The following is a 25,830-nucleotide window of genomic DNA, read 5'->3' as shown; positions in this document are numbered from 1 at the left end:
AGATCACCTGGCTAGATGGTTTTTCAATAGTTGGGTGTTGAAGGTGACGCCGGTTCCTGGCGTGTTGGGGGCGATGGTTTGGCCGAGTGCGATGGTGGTTGGGTTGGTGGTGTATGCGTCGATGGGGAAGGAGTGGATTTCGAGTGCCGCGGCATTGGGGATGGCGGCCATGAGCGAGACGTGGAGTTCGTGCATGCCGTGCGAGGCGACGGGTTTGCCGGCGGCGGCGGCGCGGCGGGCGACCTCGAGCCATGGGGTGATGCCGCCGATGTTGGAGGCGTCGGGCTGGAGGATGGCGATGGCGTCATGGGCGATGGCCTGGTCGAACTCGGCCGGCGTGCGCAGGTTTTCGCCCGAAGCGAGGGGGATGGGGGTGGCGGCGGCGACGCTGGCATAGGCGGCGAGGTCGTCATGGGCGACGGGTTCCTCGAACCAGGCGAGGTCCATGTCCTCGACGCCGCGGGCAAAGGTAATGGCGGCGTCGGCGTCCCAGCTATAGTTGGCGTCGGCCATGAGCGCGCGTTCAGGCCCGATCAGTTCGCGCACGGCGCGCACGCGGCGGATATCGGTTGCGATGTCGGGTCGGCCGACCTTGAGCTTGATGCCGCTGTGGCCGGCGTCGAACTCGGCGGCGACACGGGCAAGCAGCTGATCGTCGGAATAGCCAAGGTCGATGAGGCCGCGATAGCAGCGCACGGCAGGATCGGTGCCGCCAGCGACCTGCCAGAGCGGCTTGCCCAGTCGCTTGCAGCGAATGTCCCATAGCGCGATGTCGACAGCGGCAATGGCAAAGCCGCAGATGCCGCCAAGGCCCAGATAATGAAGCGTGGCGCGCATGCGCGCCGCTAGCGCCTCGAGGCTCTGCGCGTCACTGCCGTGGAGCAGCGGGGCGATGTCGTCGTGCAGCAGCGCGTGGATCGCGGTGCCGCCGGTCCCGCCGGTATAGGTATAGCCGACCCCCTCGATCCCATCGGCACAAATGATGCGACAGGTGACCAGCTCGAAATGGGTGTGCAGGCCGTGCCCCGCATCGACCAGCGCCTCGGCCAGCGGCACGCGGTAGAGCACCGGCTCGACCGCCACGATCCGCGCCGCACCGCCAGCTATCGCCAATCGCTCCCCGTCAATCGCGGTACCCGCGCTCTTCACCCCTACCATCCTCCCCAATTGTCAATTGTCGACGTTATTGTCAAGCACCGCCGCTCATGAAAGGGTGGTATTAAATGTTGACAATCTACAGTCTTGCGGCACTTTGCACGAGCGAATGATTCCCGGGGAGAGGCACGATGATCGGATGGCTAATCGTGGCGACTGTCTCTGCGGTGCCTGCGAATGAGCGTATGGAGCAAGCTCGCGTGCTGTTCGCGGAAGTAACTGCGGAATCCGGAATCTCCACGGAGCGCGGCTGGAAATACGGCGGGCCGGTAATCGCCGATCTGGATCGCGATGGCCATGTCGATCTTGTGCTTGGGAACCATGACGAACATCCGCCCCAATTATTTTGGGGAACTGCGGAGGGGCGCTTCGTCGCGGGCGAACTCCCGGAAATTTATCGCGACGTTCATGGTGTGGCCGCCGGCGACTATGACGGCGATGGCGATCTCGATCTGCTTGTCGCGGTTGGTGGTGGCAACGGTAAGCAACCTCGGCCTCCGGTCCTGCTTCGCCAGGACGAGCGGCGCTTTTCCGATGTTTCCGAGCAAGCTGGACTGACCGGATATGGCGCACGCGGGCGATCGGTGCGCTGGGTCGATCTTGATGCCGATGGCGATCTCGATATTATCGCGCTCAATGCGCGGCAGCTGCCTGGCGAAACCGGGCCGCGCAACCTGCTGTTCGAAAATCTCGGCGGAAGCTTCCGCTACCGCGCCAGCGACCTGTTCGCCTCGATTGAGGCCGAGCGCGCGCTGGTGACCGATTTCAACGGCGACCGCCGCGCCGATCTGGTGCTGTTCAGTCCGCTCTCCTTCCTGGAAAACGACGGAGATTTCCGATTCCGCGACGCCACGCAGACGCGACTTGGTAAAACGATGAGCGAAATCCCCTACGTCACCGCCGCCGCTGCGGCGGACTACGACAACGACGGCGATTTCGATCTCTATCTTGCGCGCGGTAAAACCTATTACGAGATCGCCAGCAACGCGATCGACTTCGACCTCGAAAGCGGGCGGCTCGATCTGCGCGATGAGGGGAGCAGGGGCAGTGACGGCATCGAATTCACCGCGCGGGGCCCGGTGACGTTACGCGATTTCTGGCATTGGCGGCGCACCCAGGGCCTGATTCTGCCGGTATTCCTCGGAGCAAGGATGCTACTGATCGACACACCCGTCGACCCCGTGACGATTACCGCCGATCAGGCGCGCGGCCGCGCTTCCGAGCGTAGCCGCGATGGCTGGTATCTCGCGCACTTGGGCAATGACCAGTGGCGTCTCGACTGGTATCTCTCGGGGAATCACGCCTGGGACATTCGTGCCTCGCTTACGGGTGTCTCATCGGTCAAACCGGACTGGGCGCCGCAGGATCTGGACGTAGCGGACCTGCTGCTGCGGAACGATGGCGACCGGTTCGCGGACGCTTCTGATCGATTGCCCGATGCCGCAAAGCGCAACAATTGGGGCGTGGTCGCAGGCGATTTCAACAATGACGGCCGATCCGACTTTTTCCTTCACCATTTCGGTGGGTTGCACCGACGCATCGCAGACTCGCTGCTGCTCAATCACGGCGACGCCGGGTTTGCCAGCACTGATATGCCCAGCGCCACCGCGGACATTGGCGGCAACAGTCATGGCGACATGAGCGGCGCGCACGACTTCAATGGCGACGGAAAGCTGGACCTGCTGAGCGGCGACGACGATCTGGGCAGCTGGTATCTCTATCGTAACGCAACGGAGAAGGTGGGCAACTGGCTGGTCGTTCGCGTTGGCACCTCACCTACTGGAATAGACGGCGCGGGCGCGGTGGTGCGCGTCTCCGGGCCGCAGGGCGAGCAGATGCGACATGTCGGCTCTTCGGGCGAAGTTCACAGCCAGAGCATGGACGAATGGGTACATTTCGGTTTGGGCTCGTCGACCAAGGCGGCGAGTGTAGAAGTAATCTGGCGGGACGGCATGCGCGATCGTCGCAGCGATGTAGCCGGGAATCGCATCGTCATGGTGGGAAATGAGCCGGCACGACCGGCGCGGGGTGACTGATCTCGCGAGGTGCGGGGTTGAGGAGAGCAAGGTGAGCAAGCGAATGACCCGCAGGGGAAGCCTGAAGGCGGCCGTTGCCGGGGCGGTAACAGGCGCGCTTGCGACACCGTGCAGTGTATCGGCAGGCGCGTTGAGCCGGAGGGCGAGATTGACGGGCACGGCCGCATCCAATTGGTCGGCACGCCATGACCGAGTGTGGACGGGCGGGGAGTATTGGGCCAACCCGATGGAGGATTGGCGCATCAAGGACGGCGCGGTCGAACCTGTCTCGCGGGGCGGAAATCGCAGCGTCCACTCGCTCCTTCACCAGTTGATCGACGCGCAGGAGCCGTTTCGTATCACGGTCCGGGTTTGCAATCTCGGCACCGCCGATGCTGAAGGCGGCGCCTCGATCCGGATCGGTATCCGGAGCGAGATCGATGAGTATCGAAGCAACTGCTTCGTACAAAGCGGATTGGATGCAGGCATTTTGGGCGACAAGGTCATCCTTGGCGACCGCTCGGCCAGCTTGCGGCGCCCGATGAGCGATGGCGTATCCGAGTTGTCGTTGAGCGGGGAGCCACGGGGCGGCCAGGTGGCGCTGACTTTATCCGTCCGCAATATGAAAGATTCCGGGCCGTCAGTCCGGCTGGAAGCGACTGTCCCGGCCGATCGGGTGCTCGGCAATATCGCGGTCGTCAGCAACTTCTCGATCCCTGAAGAGGCGCAGGCAAGCTCGCATTACCGGTTCAGCGACTGGCGCTTGGAAGGCGGGGCTCTTAGCCATGCCCCGGCGCACAAGTTCGGGCCGATTTTGTGGGCCATGTATACGTTGAACGACACCCGCACGGCCGAGGGTTTCATCCTGAAGTTAAGCGCGCTCACCGGTCCGATGGGGCCTGACGACAGCAAACTCGTCGAACTACAGATACGCCGTTCCGGAAAATGGATTTCCCTGGCAACGTCCGAACTCGATCCGGACGCCTGGGTCGCCACTTTCCGGGTCCCCGGTTGGGATGCGGCGTCAGACGCGCCCTACAGGTTGCTGTACCGGGAGAACTTGCGCGACGGCCAGATCGAAGCACACGAATATGCCGGGACGATACGTGCCAACCCCGCCGGGCGGGTGATGCGGATGGCGGCACTGACCTGCCAGAATGATTATGCTTTTCCCTATGAGCCCGTGGCGAACAACGTTGTGCGGCTCCAGCCCGATATCGTCTTCTTTTCTGGAGACCAGATTTATGAGAATCATGGCGGGTTCGGCGTTATCCGTGGGCCGGTCGATCGCGCGATCCTGAACTACCTCCGCAAATATTATCAGTTCGGCTGGGCGTTTCGCGATGCGATGCGTCACGCGCCGACCGTATGCCTGCCCGACGACCATGACGTGCTTCAGGGCAATTTATGGGGGGAAGGGGGGGGGCCATTTTCCGAAGCGGCGCTGGCGTCCGGCCGGTCCGATGGCGCCGGGGGCTATATCGAACCGGCCCGAGTCGTGAACGCGGTGCATCGTACGACCGTCTCTCACCTGCCCGATCCGGTCGATCCCACGCCGGTCGCCCAGGGCATCAGCGTCTATTATACCGAACTGGTCTATGGCGGCGTCGGTTTTGCGATCATCGCCGACCGGCAATGGAAGTCCGGGCCGGAGCGGCTCAAACTTGTCGTTGGTGAGACCGGACGGGACGAGTCCCCACGAACGGTCAACCCGGCGATGGATCGCGCCGACCTTCAGCTATTGGGCAGCAGACAGGAAACGTTTCTTGCGCGCTGGGCAGACGACTGGCGCGGCCATGCTCTGAAGGCCGTATTGAGCCAGTCCGTGTTTGCCGGTGTCTCGACGCATCAGCCAGAGCCGGACCGCTATCTGAAATATGACATCGATAGCAATGGCTGGCCACGCTTGGCACGCGATCGGGCGGTACGGATCATGGGCAAGGCAAAGGCGCTGCACATCTGCGGGGACACCCATCTTGGCACGCTGACCCAATATGGGGTCGAGGCCCAGCGCGACAGCAGCTGGGCATTCTGCACACCTGCTATCGCGGCTGGCTGGCCCCGCTGGTGGCGGCCGGACGCGGTTGGGTTGCCGGTCCGTAATCGTCCCTCCCATGGTCTGAAGCAGACAGGCGAATACGAGGACAGTTTCGGCAATCGTATCTATGTCTATGCCGTCGCCAATCCCGATATCGGTACTGCGGTCAATCGCTACGCGAGGGCGCAGCAAAAGGGCAGCGGATTCGGCGTGATCGAGTTCGATACGCGCGCGCGCACCTATACGCTGAATGCCTATCGCTTCTTCGCCGATCTGTCGGCGCCGCGCGACGCGCAATTTCCCGGCTGGCCGGTGGTGATCCACCAAGAGGAGAATCAAGGCCGCAACCGGCTAGTTTAGCGACGCGGCCTAATCCCCCAGCGTGACGCGCGGCTCGGCCTTCCCCTGCGTGCCGGCGCGAGTATAGAGCGTGGTGCCATCGTGCTCGCCCTCCAGCCCGATCGTGGCGCTGGTAACGAACAGCGTCGCGAAATCTCTCCCGCCAAAGGCGGGGCAAGTCGGCCGGGTCACCGGCATCGACCGTTCGGCAATGATCGCCCCCTCTGGCGAGATCGTGATGAGCTTGCTCGCGTCCCAGCAGGCGATGTGGATGTTGCCCGGAGCGTCGGTGACGGCGCCGTCCAGGAGCAGGCCTTGCGTGGAGGTGTCGAGAAACAGACGCGGCGGCGCAACGGGCCAGCCATTTTCGTCCAGTTCGACGAAGAACAGCTGATGTGCAGCGGTATCCGCGAAATAGGCGCGGCGGCGCTCGTGATCGAAACAGGCGGCGTTGGGCACGGTAAGATCGGATGCGATGCGGCGCAGATCGCCGCGATACCAGCGATAGAGCGATCCAGCCTGCGCCTGCGCCTCGATACCCATGGTGCCGATCCAGAATCCGCCCCAAGGGTCGGCGCGGCCATCGTTGCTTCGCGTGTCGGCGTTCTCCGCTTCGAGGCCGCAAAGCGACCGCCGCGATCCGTCGGTGACGTCGAACAGGAGCAATTCTGCTGAATCCGCCGCCACCAGCTGCGTGCGGTCATGCCAGGCGATGGCGGACACCGGACGGTCGAATTGCCATTGCCGTCTGTGTTCTCCGTCAGAGGAGAACAGCTGTCGTGTGAGGATGTCGACCCAAAAAAGCTCGGCCCGCTCCGGGTGCCAGAGCGGCGATTCGCCAAGTTGGCAGCGTCCTGCGTCGAAAATCTTGATAGCTCACCTTCTTCGTTGGCCGCGGCGATTCGCTCAGCGGTGCGACATGGGACGCTTTGACGTGGTTCAATGACAGAGCGATTGGTCGATAGTCAACAATGTGAAGTTGGCAAATATCCTGGTCGTCCGTCCGAGTTTCCAACGCGCAGGCTCGCAAGAGTACTGGCGACGCTAGGCATCGGCCTCAAACCGGCGCCTTAGGCAGGCATCTGAATGGCCGTCGCGACTCCTCGAAGTGCTTCGAGCAACTCGTCCGTTGCGCCGTCGGGAATCCAGCCAGAAAGCGCGACAGCAGCGTGGGGTGGATTGCCTACAGCAATGGCGAGCGTGTGTTCGCCCGGTTTGTCGATCACCGGGTGACGGACATAGCCATCGGCCCTGATCTTGTTCAGCTCGGCGAGCAACGCGTCGAGCGTGTCAAACTCCGGCACCTCGCGCTCGCCATATGTGGATTGCAGTTGGGCATCACTGTTTGCGGCAAGCAGCACCAGACCGATGCCACCCTTGCTTGCTGGATAGACGCCGATGCGCCCCAATGCCTCGATCGACGGCATGCCCGGCAGGGCATGATAGAGATAGCTGACAGTATCCCGCCATAACACGCCGAATGCGACGGTGAGGTTGTATCGGCGCAGCGATTCCAGATGCGGCATCGCCTTCTTGATAATACCAGAGGCGAACAAGCTCTGCGCTGCAAGCACGAACATTCCGGGACCGGGCACGTATTTGCGGTCTGCGGTCTGCCGGGCAATGCCCATATAGGCCAGGGTTCGCAGCAGGCGGTTGGCGCGCGTCGTTTCGAGATTGAGCCGGCGGGCAAGCTCGCGGCTGCCGACGGGGGTTTCTGACGTCGCTAGCGCCTGCAGGACGGTGATCCCGTCGATCAGGCTGAAATTCGGTTGGGCATTGAGCATTTCGGCCATGGACTTTCCTGTTAGGTCGCGAGGCGGGGGTTAATGCGATCCACTGGACTATCGAGCAATCGACCGTCCATTCAACCTGTCCCAGACAAAATCCAGTCCGTTGACATGCGTTGCTATTACTGCAACAAGCTGTTGGAGGACGGAGAGCGGATGAAGTATCCTGGCAAGAGCTTTCGATGGGTGATTTGCGGTCTTCTGGCCGTGGCCGCCTTTCTCAATTATCTCGATCGGCAGACCTTGGCGCTGATGGCTGGATCGGTCCAACAGGACCTCTCCATCGATGACGCCGGTTATGCTGCGCTCGTCAATTCGTTCCTCGTCGCCTATATGCTCGGCGGATTTCTGTCAGGATATCTTGTCGATCGGATCGGGCCGCGTTGGGGCATGGCGGTGTTCGTCGGCTGGTGGTCGCTCGCCAGCGGCCTGACCGGGCTGGTGCAGAATGTTTTCCAGCTGGGCGCTGCGCGCTTTGCCCTAGGACTGGGTGAGGCCGGTGGGTGGATCGCCTCGCCCAAGCTGGTCCGCGAATGGTTTCCCAAGAGCGAGCGTGCCCTCGCCATCGGCGTCTATTCCTCGGCAGCACATTTCGGGGCGGCCGTGTCCCCACTCGTTATCACGGCATTGTTGGTGTCGGTGGGCTGGCGGATCACCTTCGTTGTGACCGGTCTGGTCGGAATGCTGTGGGTCGTCGCTTGGTTCGCGCTATATCGGAAATCGCGGATACCCACGGAAGCAGACGATGCACAATCGACCACTGACGCTGAATCCGTAGCCACGAGTGGTTGGCGCGGCTGGATAGAAGTCGCGCGCACGCGTGGGGTCTGGGGCTTTTCATTCTCGCTCGCGCTGACCAACCCGGTCTGGTTCTTCTATCTGTTCTGGTTTCCCAAATATCTGATCGACGAGCGCGGTCTCAGCCTCGAGCGCATGGCGGACTCCTCCTGGGTAGTTTATGCTGCGGCCGGAGTGGGCGCGGTAGGCGGCGGGCTGCTCTCGGGCTGGCTGGTCCGCCGTGGCATTGCCGCTGCGCGCGCGCGCATCTTTGCCATGACCGTGACCGCGGTGCTGGCGCCGGTCGGCGCGCTGAACGCGCTGGAGCCCGAGGTCTGGATTTCAATCAGCCTAGGCGCGCTAATCGCCTTCCTCCACACCTCATGGGTTACCAATCAGACGGCGCTGCCGGTGGATCTTTATCCCGCGCGCCATATCGGCAAGGTGTTGGCGATTGGCTCGGTATTCAGCGGTCTGGTGACCATCGGGTCGACCTATCTGGTGGGACAGCTCGTTGAAACGCTGACCTATCGCCCGATGTTCCTGGTTATTGCCATCGCCTATCCCCTGGCGATTGTCGCGGCCTGGTTTGCGACGACCGGTAGGAAACTGACCGAAGGCGCTGTCCAATGAGCGCGCGGCGGTTCATCGGCTTGGAATGGGGCACGTCCCTTATAGTTGCCCGCTTGATCGATGAAGCGGGAAACGGGATCGCCCGCCAGGAACACCCCGTCCGGCTGGCCGATCTCGACCGGACGGGGATGAGCGAGTTGCTGGCGCGTATCTGCGCCGATCTTTCCGGCGAGCGGAACCCGCACGAACCCGTTTGGCTGGCAGGCATGATCGGTTCTCCGCTCGGCTGGACGGAGGCTGGGCGGGTTTCCTGCCCGGCGACGCCAGCCAATGTGCGTGAGGGTTTGCAGCACCACCGGATGGGCGACATTCCGGTCGCGATCGTACCCGGCCTTGCATGCCTCTCGCGTTTTGGTGACCGCGACGTGTTGCGCGGCGAGGAGGTGGGCGCGTTGGGCGCGCTGGATCTGCATCCGGATCAGCGCATTCTGTTGCTTTCCGCACCCGGCATGCATGGCAAGTGGATAGAATTGCGCGAGGGCGCGATCCAGTCCTTCCATACGGCAATGACGGTGGAGCTCGCGACCATCATCGGTGAGCATAGCATTCTCGCCAGCACTATCGGCGGGCCGCCTGCCGATGACGAGGTATTCCGCGATGGCGTGGCGCGGGGCATGGAAGGCGGCGGGCTGTCGCGACTGACATTCTCCATACGCGCGGCAATTCTCGCGGGACGCATCGCACCTGCGCAAGCGGCCTCGCATTTGTGGGGCTTGCTGATCGGCGCCGAAATCCGCGAGTTGAACTTCGCCGACCATGACTGCGTCTTGCTCAGCGGGAATGACTCCGTGGTCGCGCTTTACGGTTCGGCGCTCTCGCTGCGGGGGGTGCAGGCAAAACCGCTCGGTCGTGACGCCGTCGCGCGGGGGTTCGCGCAGATGCGCGCCTGAACCGAACCGGCGGTATGAAATTATTTCCAGATCGCATTAGATGACTTGGGGAAGAAGAGTGTCGAATCGAGGATTTTCCGGCGTGTTGCCGGTCATACCAACGCCTTTCGCGCGCGATCTGGCGGTCGACCACGCGTCGCTTTCCGCATTGGTGGACTATGCCGTGCGCTGCGGAGCCGGCGCGATCGTCTATCCCGGCGTGGCGAGCGAAGACGTCCAGCTGAATGACACGGAACGGCGCGCAGCGATGCACACCGTGGTCGAGGCTGCGGCAGGACGGGTCGCCGTGATTGGCGGCGTCAATGCTGCAGAAGCTCGCGACATGGTGGAAAATGCCAAATGGATGGTGAACACCGGGGTTGCCGGCATCATGGCGATGGCGGTGCCGACGATGGCGGCGAAGGGCTATGCCAGCTGCTATCGGGATCTGGCGGCGGCGACCGGCGGCCTTCCGATCATTTTGCAAAATCTGTTCAAGCCGCGCGGCGCTGACCTGTCCGTTGACGAGATGCTGGATGTCGCACGCGCGGTTGATGCGGTTCGTTATGTGAAGGAGGAAGCGGTGCCTCCGGGGCCGAAGGTTGGCGCGCTTGTCGCGGGCAGTGCCGATACACTCGACGGTGCCATTGGTGGTGGAGGCGCGCGCTTCCTGTTCGAAGAGCTCGAACGCGGCGTGAGCGCGACGATGCCGGCGATCGAACTACTCGAACTGCACGTCGCGATCATGCACGCCTATGGCGAAGGGCGGCGGGACGCGGCGTTGGAACTGTATCAGGCAAGTCTTCCCTTGCTGTTGCTTCAGGCTTCATATCGCATGCGCTTGACCAAGCTGATCCTGAAACATCGCGGGATCATCGCGACGGAAGAGGTACGCGAGCCACTGCCGCAACTCGACGAGATGACGCGGCGGCTGGTTCTAGAATTTTACACGCGGCTGCCGTTAGATGGATTGAATTCGGATGGCTGAGCCTGTCGACCTGATCGAGATATTCGAGTTTCGCCGCCCAAGCGATGGCTCCTATTTGGGCGCGCTCGGTGGCCGCGATGTCGCGCTTGGCGAGTATCATTTCGTCCGCCATTTCAACGGCACCGTCTATCCGACCGCCGATCGCTCGGTCGTCATTCGGATCGTCGATGCCGATGGCGCGGAAGGATGGGGCGAAACCTACGGGCTGGTCGCGCCGAGGATTGTCGCCGAACTCGTCGGAGAATTGTTTGGGCCATTGCTGGGCGCGCGCGCGCCCGAGCATCCGTCGGACTTCTGGGACGCCGCTTACGCGTTGCAGCGCAACCGCGGCTATTGGGGTGGCTTTTTGGCGGACACGCTCGCCGCGCTCGATATTGCGCTGTGGGATCTGCATGCGCGGCGCCGGGGTGAAAGCCTCCAAGCTAGCCTTGGACGGGCAGGGGCGGGGCGATTGCTCTGCTATGTGTCCGGCCTTGGCGGCGCGTCTACTGCGCAGCGCGTGGAGATGGCGCGCGAATGGAAGTCTCGAGGGTTTGACAGCATAAAGATCCCGGTCAGCGCCACCGATAATTGCGATGTCGTCGGTGAAATCGCGGCGCTCAGGACCGGCCTTGGCGCCGATCAGCGGATCGCGCTCGATCTGCATTGGACGTTGACCGCCAGCGAGACGCTCGCGCTTGACCGCGCACTTGTTCCCTATGCCCCCTGGTTTCTCGAAGCGCCAACGGCACCGGAGGACATTGCCGCCCAGCGCGAGATCGCGAAAAAGGCGCTCCACCCGATTGCGCTGGGTGAGGAATGGCGGACCGAATGGGATTATCGCACACGGTTCGACTGCTGCCGCATCGTTCAGCCCGAAATGGGGCATAGCGGGATCACGCAGTTCATGCGCATCGCGGCGCTGGCCAAATGGCAGGGCGCGCAGATCATTCCGCATGCCACGATCGGCCTCGGCATCTTCATGGCGGCGAGCCTGCGCGCGTCGCTGGTGGCAGGTGCCAGCAGCCACGAGTTTCAACACACGATCTATCATCGCAACGGCGCCCTGCTCGATGGTATCGCGCCGTGCGAGGCGGGGGCGTTCGATGTTCCAGAAACGACAGGTCACGGCGTACGCCCGAACGCGCAGGCATTCGAACTAATGACGCGGATCGGCGAATGGCGACGGGCGCGATGAGCGTTGCCTTCCCCGGAATCGCTGGACAACATGTCTTGGTATCGGGAGGTGCACAGGGCATTGGGCGGGCTATTGTCCGCAGTTTTGCCGCTGCCCATGCCAAGGTCACGGTAGTCGACCGCAGGGAGGCGGTACTTGAGAACCTGCCACCTGACGCGGTCGCCCTCGTCTGTGACCTTACGGACGCCGATGCGACCGCGCAGATGGTCGCCCAGGCGATCGACGCGCGCGGACCTGTGACGATACTGGTCAACAATGCAGGAAGCGACCGTCGTATCCCAGTCGACGATCTCGATCCCGACCTGTTTCGCGAGATGCTGGCGCTGAACCTTGACCATCATTTGCATCTTGCACGGCTGGTTGCACCCGGCATGCGGATTGCGGGCGGCGGGGCTATCGTGAATTTGAGCTCCACCGCTTTCATGAAGATCGCAGGCGACCTTGTCGCCTACCATGCCGCCAAGGCCGGAATTATCGGACTGACGCGCGGTCTGGCTCGCGATCTGGGCGGGTCCAACATTCGCGTCAACGCGATCGCGCCAGGCCGCGTGTTCACTCAGCGGGCGCTGGATCAGGTCGACGAGGCATGGATTGCCGATACACGCGCCATTCAATGCCTTCCGCTGCTGATCCAGCCAGAGGACATTGCCGCCACTGCGCTCTGGCTGAGTTCGGACAGCGCACGAGCGATCACCGCGCAAACCATCATCGTCGATGGCGGCGTTGTCTAAAGCTTGACTACCGAGCACGCTGGCCTTGGCTGCGCCGTCCGGCAATAACATCGCCGCTACCGTGTGACGATCGCACTTGGACGACACGCGAGATAATCTGTCCTACCCTTGACCTCGCCAACGGCCAGATGTGAACGCCGCAATCGAGCGAGTGGCGCGAGCCAGGCGGCCTGGGCTGAGATCAATGTGGGTGATCGGGTCGTCTCGCTCTGACGTCCCCCCTGTTTTTTCATCCAGATTGAGAGAAAGTTTTCCGGCCTTGTGAGATAATGAGGAAGGAGCTGGAGCCGAAGAAGTCGAGGTACACGGAAGAGCAGATCGCGTTCTTGCGGCGACGCGTACGCGGTACGGCTACTTCAGGATCTACATCCTGTTGCGGCGGGAGGGGGGGTCGGTGAACCACCAGCACGTCTGCCTGCTTTACTGGGAGGATGGACTGAGCCTGCGGCTCAAGCTGCCCAGGCGCAACGTGAGCGCCGCCCACCGCGAGCGCCAGCCGACCGCTCTAGCGGCGAACGAGATGTGGTCGATGGACTTCATCTCAGACGCGCTGTTCGATGGCCGGCGGCTGCGAGCGCTGACGGTGGTCGACGCGTTCAGGCCCGTTCGATCCTCGCGCGCTGGGTCGATGATTACAACACCGAGCGGCCGCACTCCGCGCTCGGCTACGCAACCCCGGCGGCGTTCGCCGCCGAACTCGAAAAGCAACGGGCTGGGTTAACCCAGCCCGTTGCTTCACCTGCGCTCATGCGCGACAACAATGGTCGGTCTCTGGTTGCCGCTGGATGAAAGACGGGGGGCCGTCAGGACTCGCGATCCTTGCGCCCAGCATTGTTTCCATAGCGTGATCATCGTCCCGCTTGGAGCGGTCCGCGGGGGCACGAATCTATCGTGGCAGTCGCGGAATAATCTGGAATCACCGGAATGGGCCATGATGCAATGAAAAGGCGCGCGAAGGTCGGTCTCGCATAGGATCACGACCGCAGAAGTGCGCGGCACGGGACTGCACGGACCCAGCGGCCTGCCGCCACCCGCTCGGCGCCGCAGTTGCGAGCGGCGGGGCGGTAACGTTCGCACGGCCGATCGCTGAGCCGTTTTGCCGCCCGCTTCGTCCTCACTCATGCCGTGATCTGCGCGACGCCTTCAATCTACCTGTGCCCCTATCGTTGGTAGCGGCGCTGCAACACCGACCTTTCCTTCATCGTCAACCGTCGCAATAGTGAGGCTGGAGGCATTGCGTAGTCCAACATTTTCAATCGTCACGAATGGCGAGTATGCAAGTCGTGTCTTCACCGCGACACCGGGCTTGTCTCGCGCGCGGATGATGTAGCTTGTCGCGCCGGGCAATGGATCGAGAGCGACCACTATGCCGCCGTCGTAGCGTATGGCAAACGCGTTGGCAGGTGGGGGAAGTCCGGCGTTGCCTTTCAGAGCTACCTTGCGCTCGGCAGTCCATTCACTGTCGACGCTGCCGCGCACCAGCCTCCGGAGCTGAAAATAATGATCAACTCCCGGCTTGATTGCCGGAACACGCGTTGCACCGTGTGTCTCGATGAGGTGGGATCGGGGGTAATTGCCGGGCGCCAGGCCGTATCGGATCTCGTACCTGAAATCGCGAATGTCCGACGAAAAGCCGACATGGAATGCATCCTTGCGGCCTAACGTGTCCCAGATTACCGGGGGCAGTTCATCCGGGCTGGTGCTCGCTTCTAGCCCGACTTGGGCCAGCGCGCTCGATCCCGCTCCGTTCAGGGCGCGAAGCTCGAGGCTATACATCGTTTTCGGTGAGAGCTTCGCAATCTCGACAAAGTCATTGATGGTCGGCGGGCTTTCGTACCGCGTCCCGTCAGTGGCGATAGCGACTAGTTGATGTTCCGCAGCTGTTGGTGAAGGCTGAAAGGTCACCCGTATCGTATCGACGGACGTATGCACTGCCCGGACCTTGGGCGGACGGGGAGCAACCACGTCCCTGCTGGTAGAATGAACACGGTAGCCCGAAGGATCGAGCAGGTTGAGAGATAGCCGGGCAAACTTTGCGGTTGTCCTGATAGGCAGTTCGATTTGCGAGGCCCCGGGATCGAGTTCGGGAATAGGGACGATCCCTGCGTCAACCGCGTTCCCCTCGATGTCTTTCGCCACCCACGCGAGCCGGTAGTCCGCTATGGAATAGGAGGGGAATGTATCAAGCCCCCGCGGCTTTATACGAGCCGCGTACGAGCCCACGCCATTCTCGGCCAGTTCGAACGTTTCGACAGGAGCATAGAACCGCTGAAGATTGTAGAAGGCGCGTTTTGGCTTGCGATAAGCGGTCATCACGCCCCAGGTCCGGTTTTCGGAAAGAGGCGTCGTCCAGGTCGGCTTGCTGTCGATCCAGTTGCTGCGATAATCTGAAAACGCGAAATAAGACGTTCCGATGAGATAGGGAAATTTGCGCAGATTGGCCATTATGGCGGATGGGTCGATAAACGACAGGTTCGGATCTTCTGAATCGAGGCTCATCCCGATTTCGGAGAAAAATATCGGCTTTCCCTCGTGGTATTTGTGAACCACCTCCAGGCGCTCGGCATGGTCCTTATACTTGTTGAACATGACGATGTCCGAATATTGTGCAGGGTCATTCTCCTGAAAGTCTGCCGAAAAGGAGATGTACACTGCCAGACGCGTCGGATCGAGTTTCCGCGCATATTCGGTAGCGGCTTTGACGTATTCGTTGGCTTTGGGATTCTTCGTTAAGTCCCCGATCTCGTTGCCGACGCTCCATGCGATGACCGAGGGGTGGTTGTAATGATCGTCGATCAGCCGTTCAAGCCACTTGCGTGGTAATGGGTGATCGGGATCGACCAGACGATCTTTGCCCCACAGGCCGACTTCTTCGACCAGGAGGAACCCGACTTCATCCAGATAGCTCACATATTCCTTTGGCAGAACGGGGCCGGAAAGCCGGGCGAAATTGGCACTCATGGATTTGAGAAGATCGACGTCTTCCTTGATCCGCGAAAGCGGCAGCGCGTTGCCCGAGAACCGGTCTTCGGGCACCATGTTCAACCCGACGAGACGCACCTTATTGCCATTGAGATAGAGCGCCTCACCCCTCACCTCGACTTTGCGGATCCCGAAACGGTCCGAGATGGAGTGCACCGGAGTCCCATCTATCCGAAGGGTGGCCTCGATCGTGTAGAGGTTGGGATCGTTGAAGTGCCAGAGAGCCACCAGTTCTCGGGGCAGTTCGATGGTCTGGTTAAAATTCGCCGTGTTTCCCGAAGCGATGCTGGCCAGATCAGTGGCCGCGACTTGGTGAACGACCGCCCCTTCGCGGAAAATACGCAAATCCACTCCTGCGGATACGCTCTGCGGCCGATCGTTAGTCACGGCCGTTCGGACCGCGACTGTGGCCCGACCGGTTTGAAGGTCGGGCATGGGCGTTACGTAAACCTTCTCGATGCGAGTTTGTGGCGTGACCTCCAGGTATACCGGGCGCCTGATTCCCCCCCAGTTCCAGACCGCGCCGCGATTGAAGCGGTTGCTCACGCGCACGGCAACGACGTTTTTGTGTCCCTGAGGAGCCAGGTGCTGGTCCACATCGAAGCTGAACGGTATCCAGCCGAGGTTGTTTTCACCGAGCTTTTGGCCGTTCAGCCAGATTTCCGAATCATGATAGACGCTATCGAAAACGAGACGCACATTCTGCTCGGCCCACGATCGATTGGTATCGAATGAAAAACGGTACCAGGCATCCCCTGTGTAATCGTGATAGCGGTCGTATGTGTCCCAAACCCCAGGAACGTCGATCTTGTCCCACGAAGTTTCGTCAAACCCCGCCGTCCAGAATCCCGTATCGACCCCTGCTCGATTAGGGTCGATCGTGAAGGCCCATTTGCCGTTCAGGTCGACCACCTCGGTAGCTCGCGCGGCTGTATCTTGCGGGTACGCGGCATGGGGCATTGCGAGCGCGGCCAAAAGGGCTAGCGCAGAAGCTACGAAATTGCGGACGAGGCCAAGATTTTTCAGCGACATGCATTAGCTCCGAATGAACGAATGGGTGCCGACCCGCTGGTCGACGCCAAGCGCGTTTCCACCGGCATTCCAATACTGGCCCCATCAGGCCTGGAACGAACGCGGATCGCCCCCCCCCCGAGGGGCGATCCGGCCAGTCAGAAGTCGAGCGATAAGCTCAGGGCGTAAGACGGACCATATTCCACGATGCTTCTCGTCGCGCTCTTGACGGTATTGTATTGCCGACGCCGTTCATTAGTGAGGTTGATAGCCTCGAAGTTCACTTTCAACCGGTCAGTTACGTTCCAGTACGCGGTGAATGACAGGTCGGCATAGGCATCGTCGTAGATGCCAGTCCCTTCGAAGCCCAGGCTAGTGAGATACTCGTCGCGCCAGTTGTAGGCCGCCCGAAGTCCGACAGGTCCCTTTTCCCAGAAGGCGACGAGGTTGACATTATGCTTCGACAAGCCGGCGACCGGCAGGACAGTGCCGAACGGGTCTTTGAAGGGCGTTGAACTGTCGATGTAGGAATAGGTTGCCATCGCACCCAGCCCGTCAAGCGGTGATGGCAGCATCGAGAAGCTTTGCTGATAAAGAGCTTCGAAGCCGCTAATGGTCCCACCATCACCGTTGATCTGACGGGTGATCAGCGCCTGATTCGTCACACGCCCGTCTTCGTTCAGAAATTCCGGCACCTCCTCGATATCGGACGAGCTGATGATGAATGAATCGATGTTCTTTTTGAAATAGGCGAGAGAAACCAGTGAATCGCGCGCGAAGTAATATTCCAGCGAAATGTCGAACTGGTTGGCGCGGAATGGCTTCAGTTCAGGCGAGCCTCCACGTCCGGTTCCGTTCGCGAAGATAAACAGATCGTTGCGGGCGGCGGCTGTATTGGGCCACGCCAGAACCCTTGCCGCCCCGATGCGGGCAATCAGATTATCGGTCAGCTCGAACTTCGCGACGAACGAAGGAAGGAAGTCAGATTGGTGAACATCCACGACCAACGGCTCCGGCACGCCGGCTATATCAATGGAACCTAAAGTCGTCAGACTGCGGTCGACATAGCGAAGCCCGATATTTCCGGAAACGGGTATTGAGCCAAGGCTGATATCGTAGTTCATTTTCGCATATCCCGAAATGAACTGATCTTCGACTTTATTGACCCCGCTGGGGACGGACGTGTCACAGCCTAACGTGCCACCGCGACCCCTCTCGAAAGCGGCAACAACGGCGGGATTCGGGTGACCCCGGAAGAAATCTTCCATCGCGGTGCAGGCGCCCGCCTTTACGCGCTCGTTCAATGTGATGTAGCTGCGCGTTAGACCGGGAGCTTCTCCGGCGAAAAAGTTCGGGCTACTCCACACTTCCAGAAACCCGGCATCCTGCAGTTCCGATCCGGCAATACCTGGCCTTATATCGCGCTCGGTCCGCGTGAAGTTTGTTTCGATGTTGGAGAAGCGCGCCCCATACTCAAGCGTGAGAGCTTGACTCAGCTCGTGGTCGAAATCGAGGCTGAGCGCCAGCTCGTCTGTGGTATTTTTGCCGAACGTATCGAACAAAACGTCCATTATCATCGAGCCAGGATCTTTTAGGGCATCGCCATTTATGCCGAACGCTGGAACGTCTTGCGTAAAGTCATAAGGAGTCAGAAATCTGCTCGTGTTGCTCATACGGAAGTAGTTCTGGTTGAATGAGCTTTCGGACATATTACCAGAGACTTCGACCTTCACGTTCAGTCTGTCGTTGAGGTCCCAATCGGCGGTCAGTGCGTGCGTGAAAATCTGGTTCGTGAACCTTCCGTACTCCACGTTCGTCAGGAGCAGCGCATCAACTTCCCCGCTAACCAGCACTTCGTCCTCGTTGAGGACGGCATTCGTGTGGCGGGAGAGCGCCATCGTGTTCGACAGCCAGCGCCGTTCGCGGTCCGATTCCACTCGGGAGAAAAGAGCGTCGTACGTGAGGCTGAAAGATCCATCCGGACTCCACTGCGCCACGAAGTTCAGACCGGCGCGGATCTTGGCGTCGTCGATCTGCCAAAACCGCGGATCGGAATGGTAGACTCCTAGGACGCCGTCGTCATTAGGGTCAGGATCGAGTAATTGCCCGTCCGGCCCGGTAACGGCATTGCTGGCGTTGATATCGGTGAAATTCAGACGATTAAGAAAGTCGAGGCGAGCATAGCCGCTAAAGGTCTGGAAACCGTCTTCACGTATGGCCGCCTTGCCATATGTGCCGCTGAGCTGCAGTCCGATCGTGTCGCGCGCGAACGTGTCGGAAACGAGAAACGAGCCCTTGCCTCCCAATTCTCCGGAGAGGTCGTGATATTTGGCCTCAAGGCTGGCAGATGCTTGGAACCCCGACCTGTCGCGCGGCCTGGCAGTAATGATATTCACCACCCCGCCGACACCGCCTTCGATCATGTCTGCCCCGGCTAGCTTCGTCACTTCTAGCCGGGAAACCAGTTCGGACGGAAGCATGGACAGGAGGCTGTAAGAGCCTGTGTCAATGGTGTCCGGCCCCCTGCTGCCCCGACCGCCGGCATCGTTGATCTCGCGACCGTTGACGAGGATGATGTTGTTGCGGAGGCCGCGAATCGAGATGTTGGAACCTTCGCCGATGCCGCGATCGAGTTGCACGCCCGAAACCCTCTGAAGCGACTCAGCGATATTTGCGTCGGGCAGTTTGCCGATGTCCGTTGCGACAACCGCATCCACGAACTGATCGGTATTGCGCTTGATGTTTCTCGCGCCCGAAAGACTTTGTCGGATACCGGTGACTACGATCGTATTGTCCGTCTCGCTGGTCGCCTGCTGTTCCGGATCGCTGGGCGGCGCGTCATTGGACTGGGCCAGGGCCGGTACGATAGCTCCGGCCAGAGCGCAAAAAGACGCGCCGCGCATGAGGTAATGAACCGTACGCGCGAAACATGTGGGCGTGTGGTGATTCTCAAGGTGGCGCATCGGACTCTCCCAATAGGTTGCATCTGCTCTTTGTGAGCCGATTTGCAGGGTAAAACTCTACGAGAACTTTGCTATTTTAGCAACAGGACAATAATGAGGGGCATTACCGGCCACCATCGAGGTCTCTTCCGCGCGCCGCCCAGAAATCAATTCGAGCGCAGCACGGCATGCGACGGGCCGAACGTTTAGAGTCGGGACATGCGACTGGTTCGCGAAGTCGCGAATTCCCACCCATCGGGAGGCTGCATGGGCCCATGGCGAGCGATTGCACGGGCATTTGGCAGAGTGTGCTACAATAGCAACGTTACAACGCAAATGGGCATCTTTACCAGGCGCATCAACGCCTACGTGGAGCGTCAATCTGGCTTCCCACGGGCCAGCCGGGTTTCGAATTGGTATTCGCCTAGGAGCCGTTGGGATTCATCGGGAGTTGATGACGGCGCTGGCGAGATGGGTCACCCGTTCCCGGCGTCCATTTGTAGACTGCGGTCGAGCTGTCGGCCCAGCCTTGGCGCCGGAAGAAGGGCACCCGTCCCGATGCCGTCCACCACGGCCGGTGCGCTTCCGCGCAGGCTGGGACCTTACAGGTCACCGCGTCCCCTTGCGCATCCTCGGCCATGAGCCGCCCGCGAGAGGGAAAAAATGGTTGCGGCAGGCACCTGGAGCCAAGCGCGCTGGCCATCGTCATGCCGGGTCTCGCCCCAGGCGACTTCCAAAATCGGCGCGCCCGGAAGCAGCGCAGCCTCCGCCGGTGCGGCCAGCCGCACCCTGCCCGTCGTCAGGTCCATAACCCCGATGATCCGGGGTAGGGGAGCGGAGGGCCAGGGCCGGTTGCCTGCCGCCGGCGCGTAGCGCTTGTCATAATGCAACCCGGTCAGCCCCTCGCGCTCGAGTGCTCCCGACCGGCGTCAAGCGCGGGACGGCTCGAATAGATCAATACGCGGCTGTCCGCGCTCAGCCAGAAGTCCTCGACGCCCTCATTGCTCGCCGTGATCGCCGCGCTGCTGCGGCGTCAACGGACGCTTGCCATACTTGCATGCGATGGCGCTTCCGCTTGAGAAACAGGATTATGCTGCCATCGGCCGTCCAGCGCGACGTGATCGGCCGAACGATCACGGTCGGCACGTCTGCCCGCCCGCGCGAGTCGTACGGACCTTTGATGAGCTCACCGGCGGCATCGACGATGCGCGGGCGCGCGCCCGGAGCGAGGCCGAGCACCACCATCGCCAGGCAATAGGCATTGCGATCGGAATCGGCGCGGCAGAGCTGGAACGCGGCGCGCCGACCGTCAGGTGACAGCGTGAACAGCCGGGCGTCGATCGCGCCAGCCTCGACCGGCCCGATGTCGCGCAGGCGCGCGAGGTCGATTGGCGTCAATGCGCGAACCGGGCTGCGTCGCGGCGCGCGGAACCAGGTCGACACAGCTCGCCGTCACCGGGGAAATGGTAGCCGGCCAGCGAAACAGCGCGGCAGCAAGGGCGGACGATCGCGCCGGGCTCACCATGCCTTGGTCACCGCCAAGCTGACGAACCGGCCGATCGACGATTGGTTGGTCGAATCGAACGGAATCGCCAAGGGATCGGAAGTTCCGATCCAGGCGAACAGCAGCCGATCCTCCGGACCGAAGTCCGCACGATTTTACAGGGCCAAGTCGACGCCGCGCGCGCGCTCACGGGCGGTGTTGCGGAGTCGCGCGTCGATGATCGCACCGACTTGAGCTGGATAGAATGGGAGGCCGTTGGCATTTGTGATCGGCGTCGGCAAAGCATCGACTCGCGCGGTCACATGAGTGGCCGACGGGCCCAGCGTCACGGACTGCGCAAATGCCGGTTTTGACAAGACCAACAGCGTGTCGGATTGGTACGCTAATGCGGTCGCGATAGTCGATGTCGAACCAGCTCGCTTGCCCGCCTCTGCTTGCAGATGCAGGCAGCGCAGCTCGAAGTCGTGAAGCAGCAGATCCTCGAGAACGACCGGCGCGTGCTAGTCAGCGCGCGGCGAACCGAGCTGGGCCGCAGGTTGATGAATATCCCGGTGTCGGCCGCGCCTCGCGAGGGCGTTCGTCGCGTCGGTCGCTGGCCCCACCATGTTCAAGACAGGTCGCGATCTAGCGGCGTGGATCGGCCTCGTAACCAAGCAGAACTCATCGGGCGGGATGGGTCGGCTCGGCAGCATCACGCGTGCTGGCAACTGCTATCTCAGTCAGATGCTCGTAGTCGGTGGTATGGCCGTAATCCGTTACGCGTAGCGACACGGCACAAGGCGGCCTTGGTTCTTCCGACTGCTCGCACGTCGCTCTACTAAGGTTGCCGCAGTAGCGCTCGCCAACAAGAACGCGCGGATGGTCTGGGTGCTGATGACCAGCGGCCAACGTTATCGCGAGCCGGTGCCGATGGCGGCGTGGAGCTTTTGCGCGAGGTCGCGCGCACGAGGCTGGGAATGGCAAAGCGGAGTTGATGCGCAAAGCCGGTTGAAACCGCGGTATCGGGAAAACCCGTTTTGGCCCGTGGCGCCTCGAGCGCGAGCTGTAGGTCGGGATCTGTAATTTGCAGTTGCTTGGCGGTTGTCCCTTGAGGGTCTCAAGGATCTGTCCGCACTCGCCGGCCGATGGGTCGGTGGTGCTGTATCGGGTCTCACAAGGCCGGGCGTTGCATTGACTCGAAGCGGGCTTGAGGGCCATCCGGTAACCTCGCATATCGTCCGTCCCTGCGTTCCCTCGCGGGACACCGCCATTGGGTCAGCTGGGGAGCATCACCGCTGGCGAACTGGTTTTACCGTATCTCAGGCCTCGAACAAAGTCCCGTCGCGCAGCATTGCATGCATGATGACGGCGAGGCGGCGAGCGAGCGCTACCCTGGCCTTTTTGAGGCCGCGTAGTTTTGCGATCTTGAGCTCCCAGGTTTTCAGCGCGAAGCTCTGGTTGGTGCGCGTCAGAATCGAGTTGGCCGCTTCATAGAGTGGCTTGCGCACGGTGCTATCGCCCTGCTTGGTGATCCGGCCCGTCCAGTCGACCTCGCCGGATTGGTGGCGTCGAGGAACTAGCCCAAAGTACGCTCCAGCGGTCCATGATCGTTTGAACCGGCTCGCGTCATCAACGGCTGCGGCGAACGCAGCCGAGGTCTGCACACCGACGCCAGGGATGCTCATCAAGGCCTGGCAGACCGGCGCCGCGGTGCTGATCGCTTTCAGCTGACGATCCAACTGCCCGATTTCCGCGACAATGCCCTCACGGGCGCGGAGCAGCGACGCGACCGCTTCGCCAAGACCTGGGATAGCGGCGGCCACCTGCATCCGCGCGAGGAACCGCTCGCCCTGGCCGAGACCGAGCCGGATTCCGAAGGTGGCGCAGAGACCGCGGATGGTGTTGTCGAGCCGGACGCGGGCCTCGACCAGATGCCCGCGGGCAGTAACGATCGATCGCACGCCGTGTGCCGCCGGCGACTTGACGTGCACTTCCTTATAAAACCCCGTGCGCGCCAGTTGCGCCAAGCCGGCCGCGTCATGCGGATCGGTCTTGTTGGCCTTCATCGCTTTCAGGCTCTGATGCGCCTGACGGGCGTCGATGCAGATGATCGCGACGCCCGGTTCGCGTAGGCCCAGCGCGATCGATGGGGTCATCCGGCCCGTCTCGATCACCGCACGCTCGATTGGCCCGTATCGTTCCAGTGCCGTGGCGATCGACTCCGGCGTGCTATCGACGCATTGTGCTCAGACCTTGCGTCCATCTGCATCGACGACACACACACGCGTCGTTTCCATCGACAGGTCTAATCCGGCATAGTGCTTCATGGCTGCTTCCTTCCTGCAGGCTTCGAGAACCAGCAGTGTGCGCCGCTCAGCCGGCCCGAGGAAGCAGCCACAAATTACATGATGACTCAAGTCGCGCGAAAGGCATCATTGCCAGCGGCGTATGACAAAGCCGCATCGAAAGGCCGGACACAGGGCCGCATCGACCAGCGGAATGCGGAGCTTCGAACAACGCTTTGCCAACGGAGGGCCGTCCACACACGGCCCACACGCAGCCGGGCAACTCTTAGTGAAACCCGAACTTCGGTAACTGGATCAGGCTCTCGCTTGCCATTGAGGCGCTGGGCGGTGACGAAGCGAGCAGGTTCACGCGGAATGGTTATAACGCCTAAGGGGCGCGGCTGGCTTCGCGGATCAGCGTCCCCGCGACAGGTTGACCGTAGTTCGGCAGCGGCCAAATCGGACCCCCGCAACCATCATAATCAGCCGCCTTCGGGCGGCTTTTTTTGCGTCTGGCGCAGATCGAAGTGACGCACAGCCGTTGTGCGAGGCGGCGCCCTCCGCCACGCTGGCGCGATGAGATATCACTTTTCGCGTCGCGCCGTCCTGATCGGATCCAGCTGCATGCTCGCTACACCGGCTGCCGCGGGCGCGAAGGACGTCCCCTACGTCCCAACCCCGCCCGAAGTCGTCGAAGGCATGCTCGACATGGCAGCGCTCAAGGCCGGAGAACGCCTGATCGATCTTGGTTCGGGCGATGGTCGCATCCCGCGCGCTGCGGCTCGACGCGGAGCAACTGCTCTCGGAGTCGAAATCGACAGCAATCTGGTCGCACGCGCGCGGTCACTGACGCGGCTTGAGGGGCTGGAAGAGCGCGCTCGGTTTGTGCGCGACGACCTCTTCACCGTGTCGCTCCGCGACGCGGATGTCGTGACGCTCTATCTGCTCCCGGCGGTCAATGAGCGATTGAAACCTAAGCTGTTGAACGAGATGAAGCCGGGTGCACGGGTTGTCAGCCACGCGTTCGACATGGGTGATTGGCCGCATGATGCGTTTCGGGAGGTCGCCGACAAGCGCGTCTATCGCTGGACGATCCCGGCGATTGCGGGCGGGGAATGGCAACTCGTCCGTGACGATGGGCGTATGTCCCGGCTCGTGCTCGATCAGCGTTATAGCCGCGTTGCGGGTACGCTCGACGGGCGGGCAGTTTCCGGCGCGCAACTGGTTGGCGCGGCGCTGAGCTTTCTCGCCGAGGGAATTGCCCATCGCGGCACGGTCGGGGATCGTCGGATCGTTGGCGAGGGGTGGCGCGCCGAACGGATCGACTAGCGCGCGCCGGCGCACTAAGCCGGAACCATGCTGCACAACGACAATCTCACCACCGACCGCCCGACCTTCGTCACCCATCTCGAGTGCGGGCTCACCGGCGAGCGTTATGATGCCGACATGCTGCAGGGCCTGTCGCGGGTCGGGCGCCCTTTGCTGGTGCGCTATGATCTGGATGGCGTTCGCGCGGCGGTGACGCCGGCGAATGTGGCGCAGCGACCGGCGGATCTGTGGCGCTATCGGGAGCTGTTGCCGGTGCGGCACACCAGCAACATCATAAGCTTAGGCGAAATTACGACGCCGATTGTCCCGCTGTCCAAGATTGCGGCAGCGGCGGGCGCTTCCAATCTGCTGGTGAAGGACGAAGGGCGGCTGCCGACCGGTTCGTTCAAGGCGCGTGGCCTGGTCATGGCGATCAGCATGGCCAAGGAGCTGGGCGTCACCACCATCGCCATGCCGACCAACGGCAATGCCGGTGCGGCGGCCGCCGCCTATGCCGCGCAGGCGGGGATCGAGGCGGTGATCTTCTGTCCTGATGATACGCCCGAGATCAATGTGCGCGAGATCGCGGCGCAGGGCGCGCGCGTCTATCGCGTCAACGGCCTGATCGACGATTGCGGCAAGCTGGTCGCGGCGGGGAAGGATGCCAATGGCTGGTTCGACCTGTCGACGCTGAAGGAGCCGTACCGGATCGAGGGCAAGAAGACGATGGGGCTGGAGCTGGCTGAACAGCTTGGCTGGGAATTGCCAGACGTGATCTTCTATCCCACCGGCGGCGGGACCGGGCTGATCGGGATGTGGAAGGCGTTTGCCGAGCTGGAGGCGCTGGGCTGGATCGGCTCCAAGCGCCCGCGCATGGTCGCGGTGCAGGCGGAGGGTTGCGCGCCGATGGTCCGCGCATGGGAGCAGGGTGAGCGCCACGCGACGCGGTGGGAGGACGCGCATACGGTCGCGGCGGGCATCCGCGTGCCGCAGGCGGTGGGCGATTTCCTGATCCTCGACGCGGTGCGCGAGTCGAACGGCTTTGCCATGGCCGTCAGCGACACGGCGATCCTGGAAGCGGTCGAGGATGCGGCGCGGCTCGACGGGTTGCTGCTGTGCCCCGAGGGCGGCGCGACGCTCGCGGCATGGCGCGCTGCGGTGGCCGATGGGCGCGTGTCGCCGGATGAGACGGCTTTGCTCTTCAACTGCGCGACCGGGTTGAAATATCCGATGGAGGACCGCTCGCGCACACTCGACCGGCATGGACCGATCGATTTCGGGGCGCTTTAGCCCCCTTCCGCAAGCGG

17 protein-coding genes and 2 pseudogenes are annotated in these 25,830 nt (G+C 62.0%); 12 read left to right on the top strand and 7 right to left on the bottom strand.

Features of this window, described 5'->3' with window-relative positions:
- Positions 1-3: 3 nt before the first annotated feature.
- Positions 4-1,158 carry a mandelate racemase/muconate lactonizing enzyme family protein gene (locus ACRYLO_RS12890; RefSeq protein ID WP_482660525.1) on the bottom strand — a complete coding sequence of 385 codons (1,155 nt, stop codon included), beginning with the start codon at positions 1,156-1,158 and terminating at the stop codon, positions 4-6.
- Positions 1,159-1,286: 128 nt separating this feature from the next.
- On the opposite strand from ACRYLO_RS12890, the gene ACRYLO_RS12885 reads away from it, so the two are divergent.
- On the top strand, positions 1,287-3,191 hold the full coding sequence (locus ACRYLO_RS12885) for a CRTAC1 family protein (RefSeq protein ID WP_482660524.1): 1,905 nt from the start codon (positions 1,287-1,289) through the stop codon (positions 3,189-3,191).
- Entirely contained in the window at positions 3,160-5,568 is a 2,409-nt protein-coding gene (locus ACRYLO_RS12880; protein WP_482660523.1) for an alkaline phosphatase D family protein, read from the top strand. The genes ACRYLO_RS12885 and ACRYLO_RS12880 overlap by 32 nt, the downstream gene beginning before the upstream one ends.
- A gap of 9 nt (positions 5,569-5,577) precedes the next feature.
- Here ACRYLO_RS12880 and ACRYLO_RS12875 read toward each other — a convergent pair whose 3' ends face one another.
- Both ACRYLO_RS12875 and ACRYLO_RS12870 read right to left on the bottom strand, forming a co-directional pair.
- Positions 5,578-6,414: an SMP-30/gluconolactonase/LRE family protein gene (locus ACRYLO_RS12875; RefSeq protein ID WP_482661745.1), complete on the bottom strand. Its 837-nt coding sequence runs from the start codon at positions 6,412-6,414 to the stop codon at positions 5,578-5,580.
- A gap of 203 nt (positions 6,415-6,617) precedes the next feature.
- A complete protein-coding gene (locus tag ACRYLO_RS12870) occupies positions 6,618-7,343 on the bottom strand; it encodes an IclR family transcriptional regulator (protein ID WP_482660522.1) in 726 nt (241 codons plus the stop codon).
- A 33-nt stretch (positions 7,344-7,376) separates the two neighbouring features.
- Between ACRYLO_RS12870 and ACRYLO_RS12865 the strand changes: the two genes are divergently transcribed.
- The 7 genes and pseudogenes from ACRYLO_RS12865 (at position 7,377) to ACRYLO_RS12835 (ending at position 13,301) form a co-directional block, all read left to right on the top strand.
- Complete coding sequence (locus ACRYLO_RS12865; RefSeq protein ID WP_482660521.1) at positions 7,377-8,747, top strand: MFS transporter; 1,371 nt, start codon at positions 7,377-7,379, stop codon at positions 8,745-8,747.
- Complete coding sequence (locus ACRYLO_RS12860; RefSeq protein WP_482660520.1) at positions 8,744-9,637, top strand: 2-dehydro-3-deoxygalactonokinase; 894 nt, start codon at positions 8,744-8,746, stop codon at positions 9,635-9,637. The genes ACRYLO_RS12865 and ACRYLO_RS12860 overlap by 4 nt, the downstream gene beginning before the upstream one ends.
- Before the next feature lie 82 nt (positions 9,638-9,719).
- On the top strand, positions 9,720-10,604 hold the full coding sequence (locus tag ACRYLO_RS12855) for a dihydrodipicolinate synthase family protein (protein ID WP_482660519.1): 885 nt from the start codon (positions 9,720-9,722) through the stop codon (positions 10,602-10,604).
- Positions 10,597-11,781, top strand: a complete 1,185-nt coding sequence (locus ACRYLO_RS12850; protein WP_482660518.1) for a mandelate racemase/muconate lactonizing enzyme family protein — start codon at positions 10,597-10,599, stop codon at positions 11,779-11,781. The genes ACRYLO_RS12855 and ACRYLO_RS12850 overlap by 8 nt, the downstream gene beginning before the upstream one ends.
- Complete coding sequence (locus tag ACRYLO_RS12845) at positions 11,763-12,512, top strand: SDR family NAD(P)-dependent oxidoreductase (protein WP_482660517.1); 750 nt, start codon at positions 11,763-11,765, stop codon at positions 12,510-12,512. The genes ACRYLO_RS12850 and ACRYLO_RS12845 overlap by 19 nt, the downstream gene beginning before the upstream one ends.
- Positions 12,513-12,837: 325 nt before the next feature.
- Positions 12,838-13,110 (top strand): annotated as a pseudogene (locus ACRYLO_RS12840) (IS3 family transposase); the annotation flags it as partial.
- Positions 13,035-13,301 (top strand): integrase core domain-containing protein, encoded by a 267-nt coding sequence (locus ACRYLO_RS12835; RefSeq protein ID WP_482660516.1) that lies wholly within the window; start codon positions 13,035-13,037, stop codon positions 13,299-13,301. The pseudogene ACRYLO_RS12840 and the gene ACRYLO_RS12835, both read left to right, overlap by 76 nt.
- A 354-nt stretch (positions 13,302-13,655) precedes the next feature.
- Here ACRYLO_RS12835 and ACRYLO_RS12830 read toward each other — a convergent pair whose 3' ends face one another.
- The 3 genes from ACRYLO_RS12830 to ACRYLO_RS12820 form a co-directional block, all read right to left on the bottom strand.
- Positions 13,656-16,526 carry a glycoside hydrolase family 2 protein gene (locus tag ACRYLO_RS12830; protein ID WP_482660515.1) on the bottom strand — a complete coding sequence of 957 codons (2,871 nt, stop codon included), beginning with the start codon at positions 16,524-16,526 and terminating at the stop codon, positions 13,656-13,658.
- A gap of 137 nt (positions 16,527-16,663) precedes the next feature.
- Positions 16,664-19,468 carry a TonB-dependent receptor gene (locus tag ACRYLO_RS12825; RefSeq protein ID WP_482660514.1) on the bottom strand — a complete coding sequence of 935 codons (2,805 nt, stop codon included), beginning with the start codon at positions 19,466-19,468 and terminating at the stop codon, positions 16,664-16,666.
- Positions 19,469-20,422: 954 nt separating this feature from the next.
- On the bottom strand, positions 20,423-20,845 hold the full coding sequence (locus ACRYLO_RS12820) for a hypothetical protein (protein ID WP_482660513.1): 423 nt from the start codon (positions 20,843-20,845) through the stop codon (positions 20,423-20,425).
- A 649-nt stretch (positions 20,846-21,494) separates the two neighbouring features.
- Between ACRYLO_RS12820 and ACRYLO_RS12815 the strand changes: the two genes are divergently transcribed.
- Positions 21,495-21,716 (top strand): transposase, encoded by a 222-nt coding sequence (locus tag ACRYLO_RS12815; RefSeq protein WP_482661744.1) that lies wholly within the window; start codon positions 21,495-21,497, stop codon positions 21,714-21,716.
- Between the two features lie 533 nt (positions 21,717-22,249).
- Here ACRYLO_RS12815 and ACRYLO_RS12810 read toward each other — a convergent pair.
- Positions 22,250-23,257 (bottom strand): annotated as a pseudogene (locus ACRYLO_RS12810) (IS110 family RNA-guided transposase).
- 582 nt (positions 23,258-23,839) lie between these two features.
- Between ACRYLO_RS12810 and ACRYLO_RS12805 the strand changes: the two are divergent.
- Positions 23,840-24,544, top strand: a complete 705-nt coding sequence (locus tag ACRYLO_RS12805; protein ID WP_482660512.1) for a class I SAM-dependent methyltransferase — start codon at positions 23,840-23,842, stop codon at positions 24,542-24,544.
- A gap of 27 nt (positions 24,545-24,571) precedes the next feature.
- Positions 24,572-25,813: a threonine synthase gene (locus tag ACRYLO_RS12800; protein WP_482660511.1), complete on the top strand. Its 1,242-nt coding sequence runs from the start codon at positions 24,572-24,574 to the stop codon at positions 25,811-25,813.
- Positions 25,814-25,830 lie beyond the last annotated feature (17 nt).

Source organism: Sphingomonas sp. SDUR79 (assembly GCF_056821745.1).
Note: the sequence above shows the minus strand (reverse complement) of the source record. Positions and strands in the feature narration are given on the sequence as shown.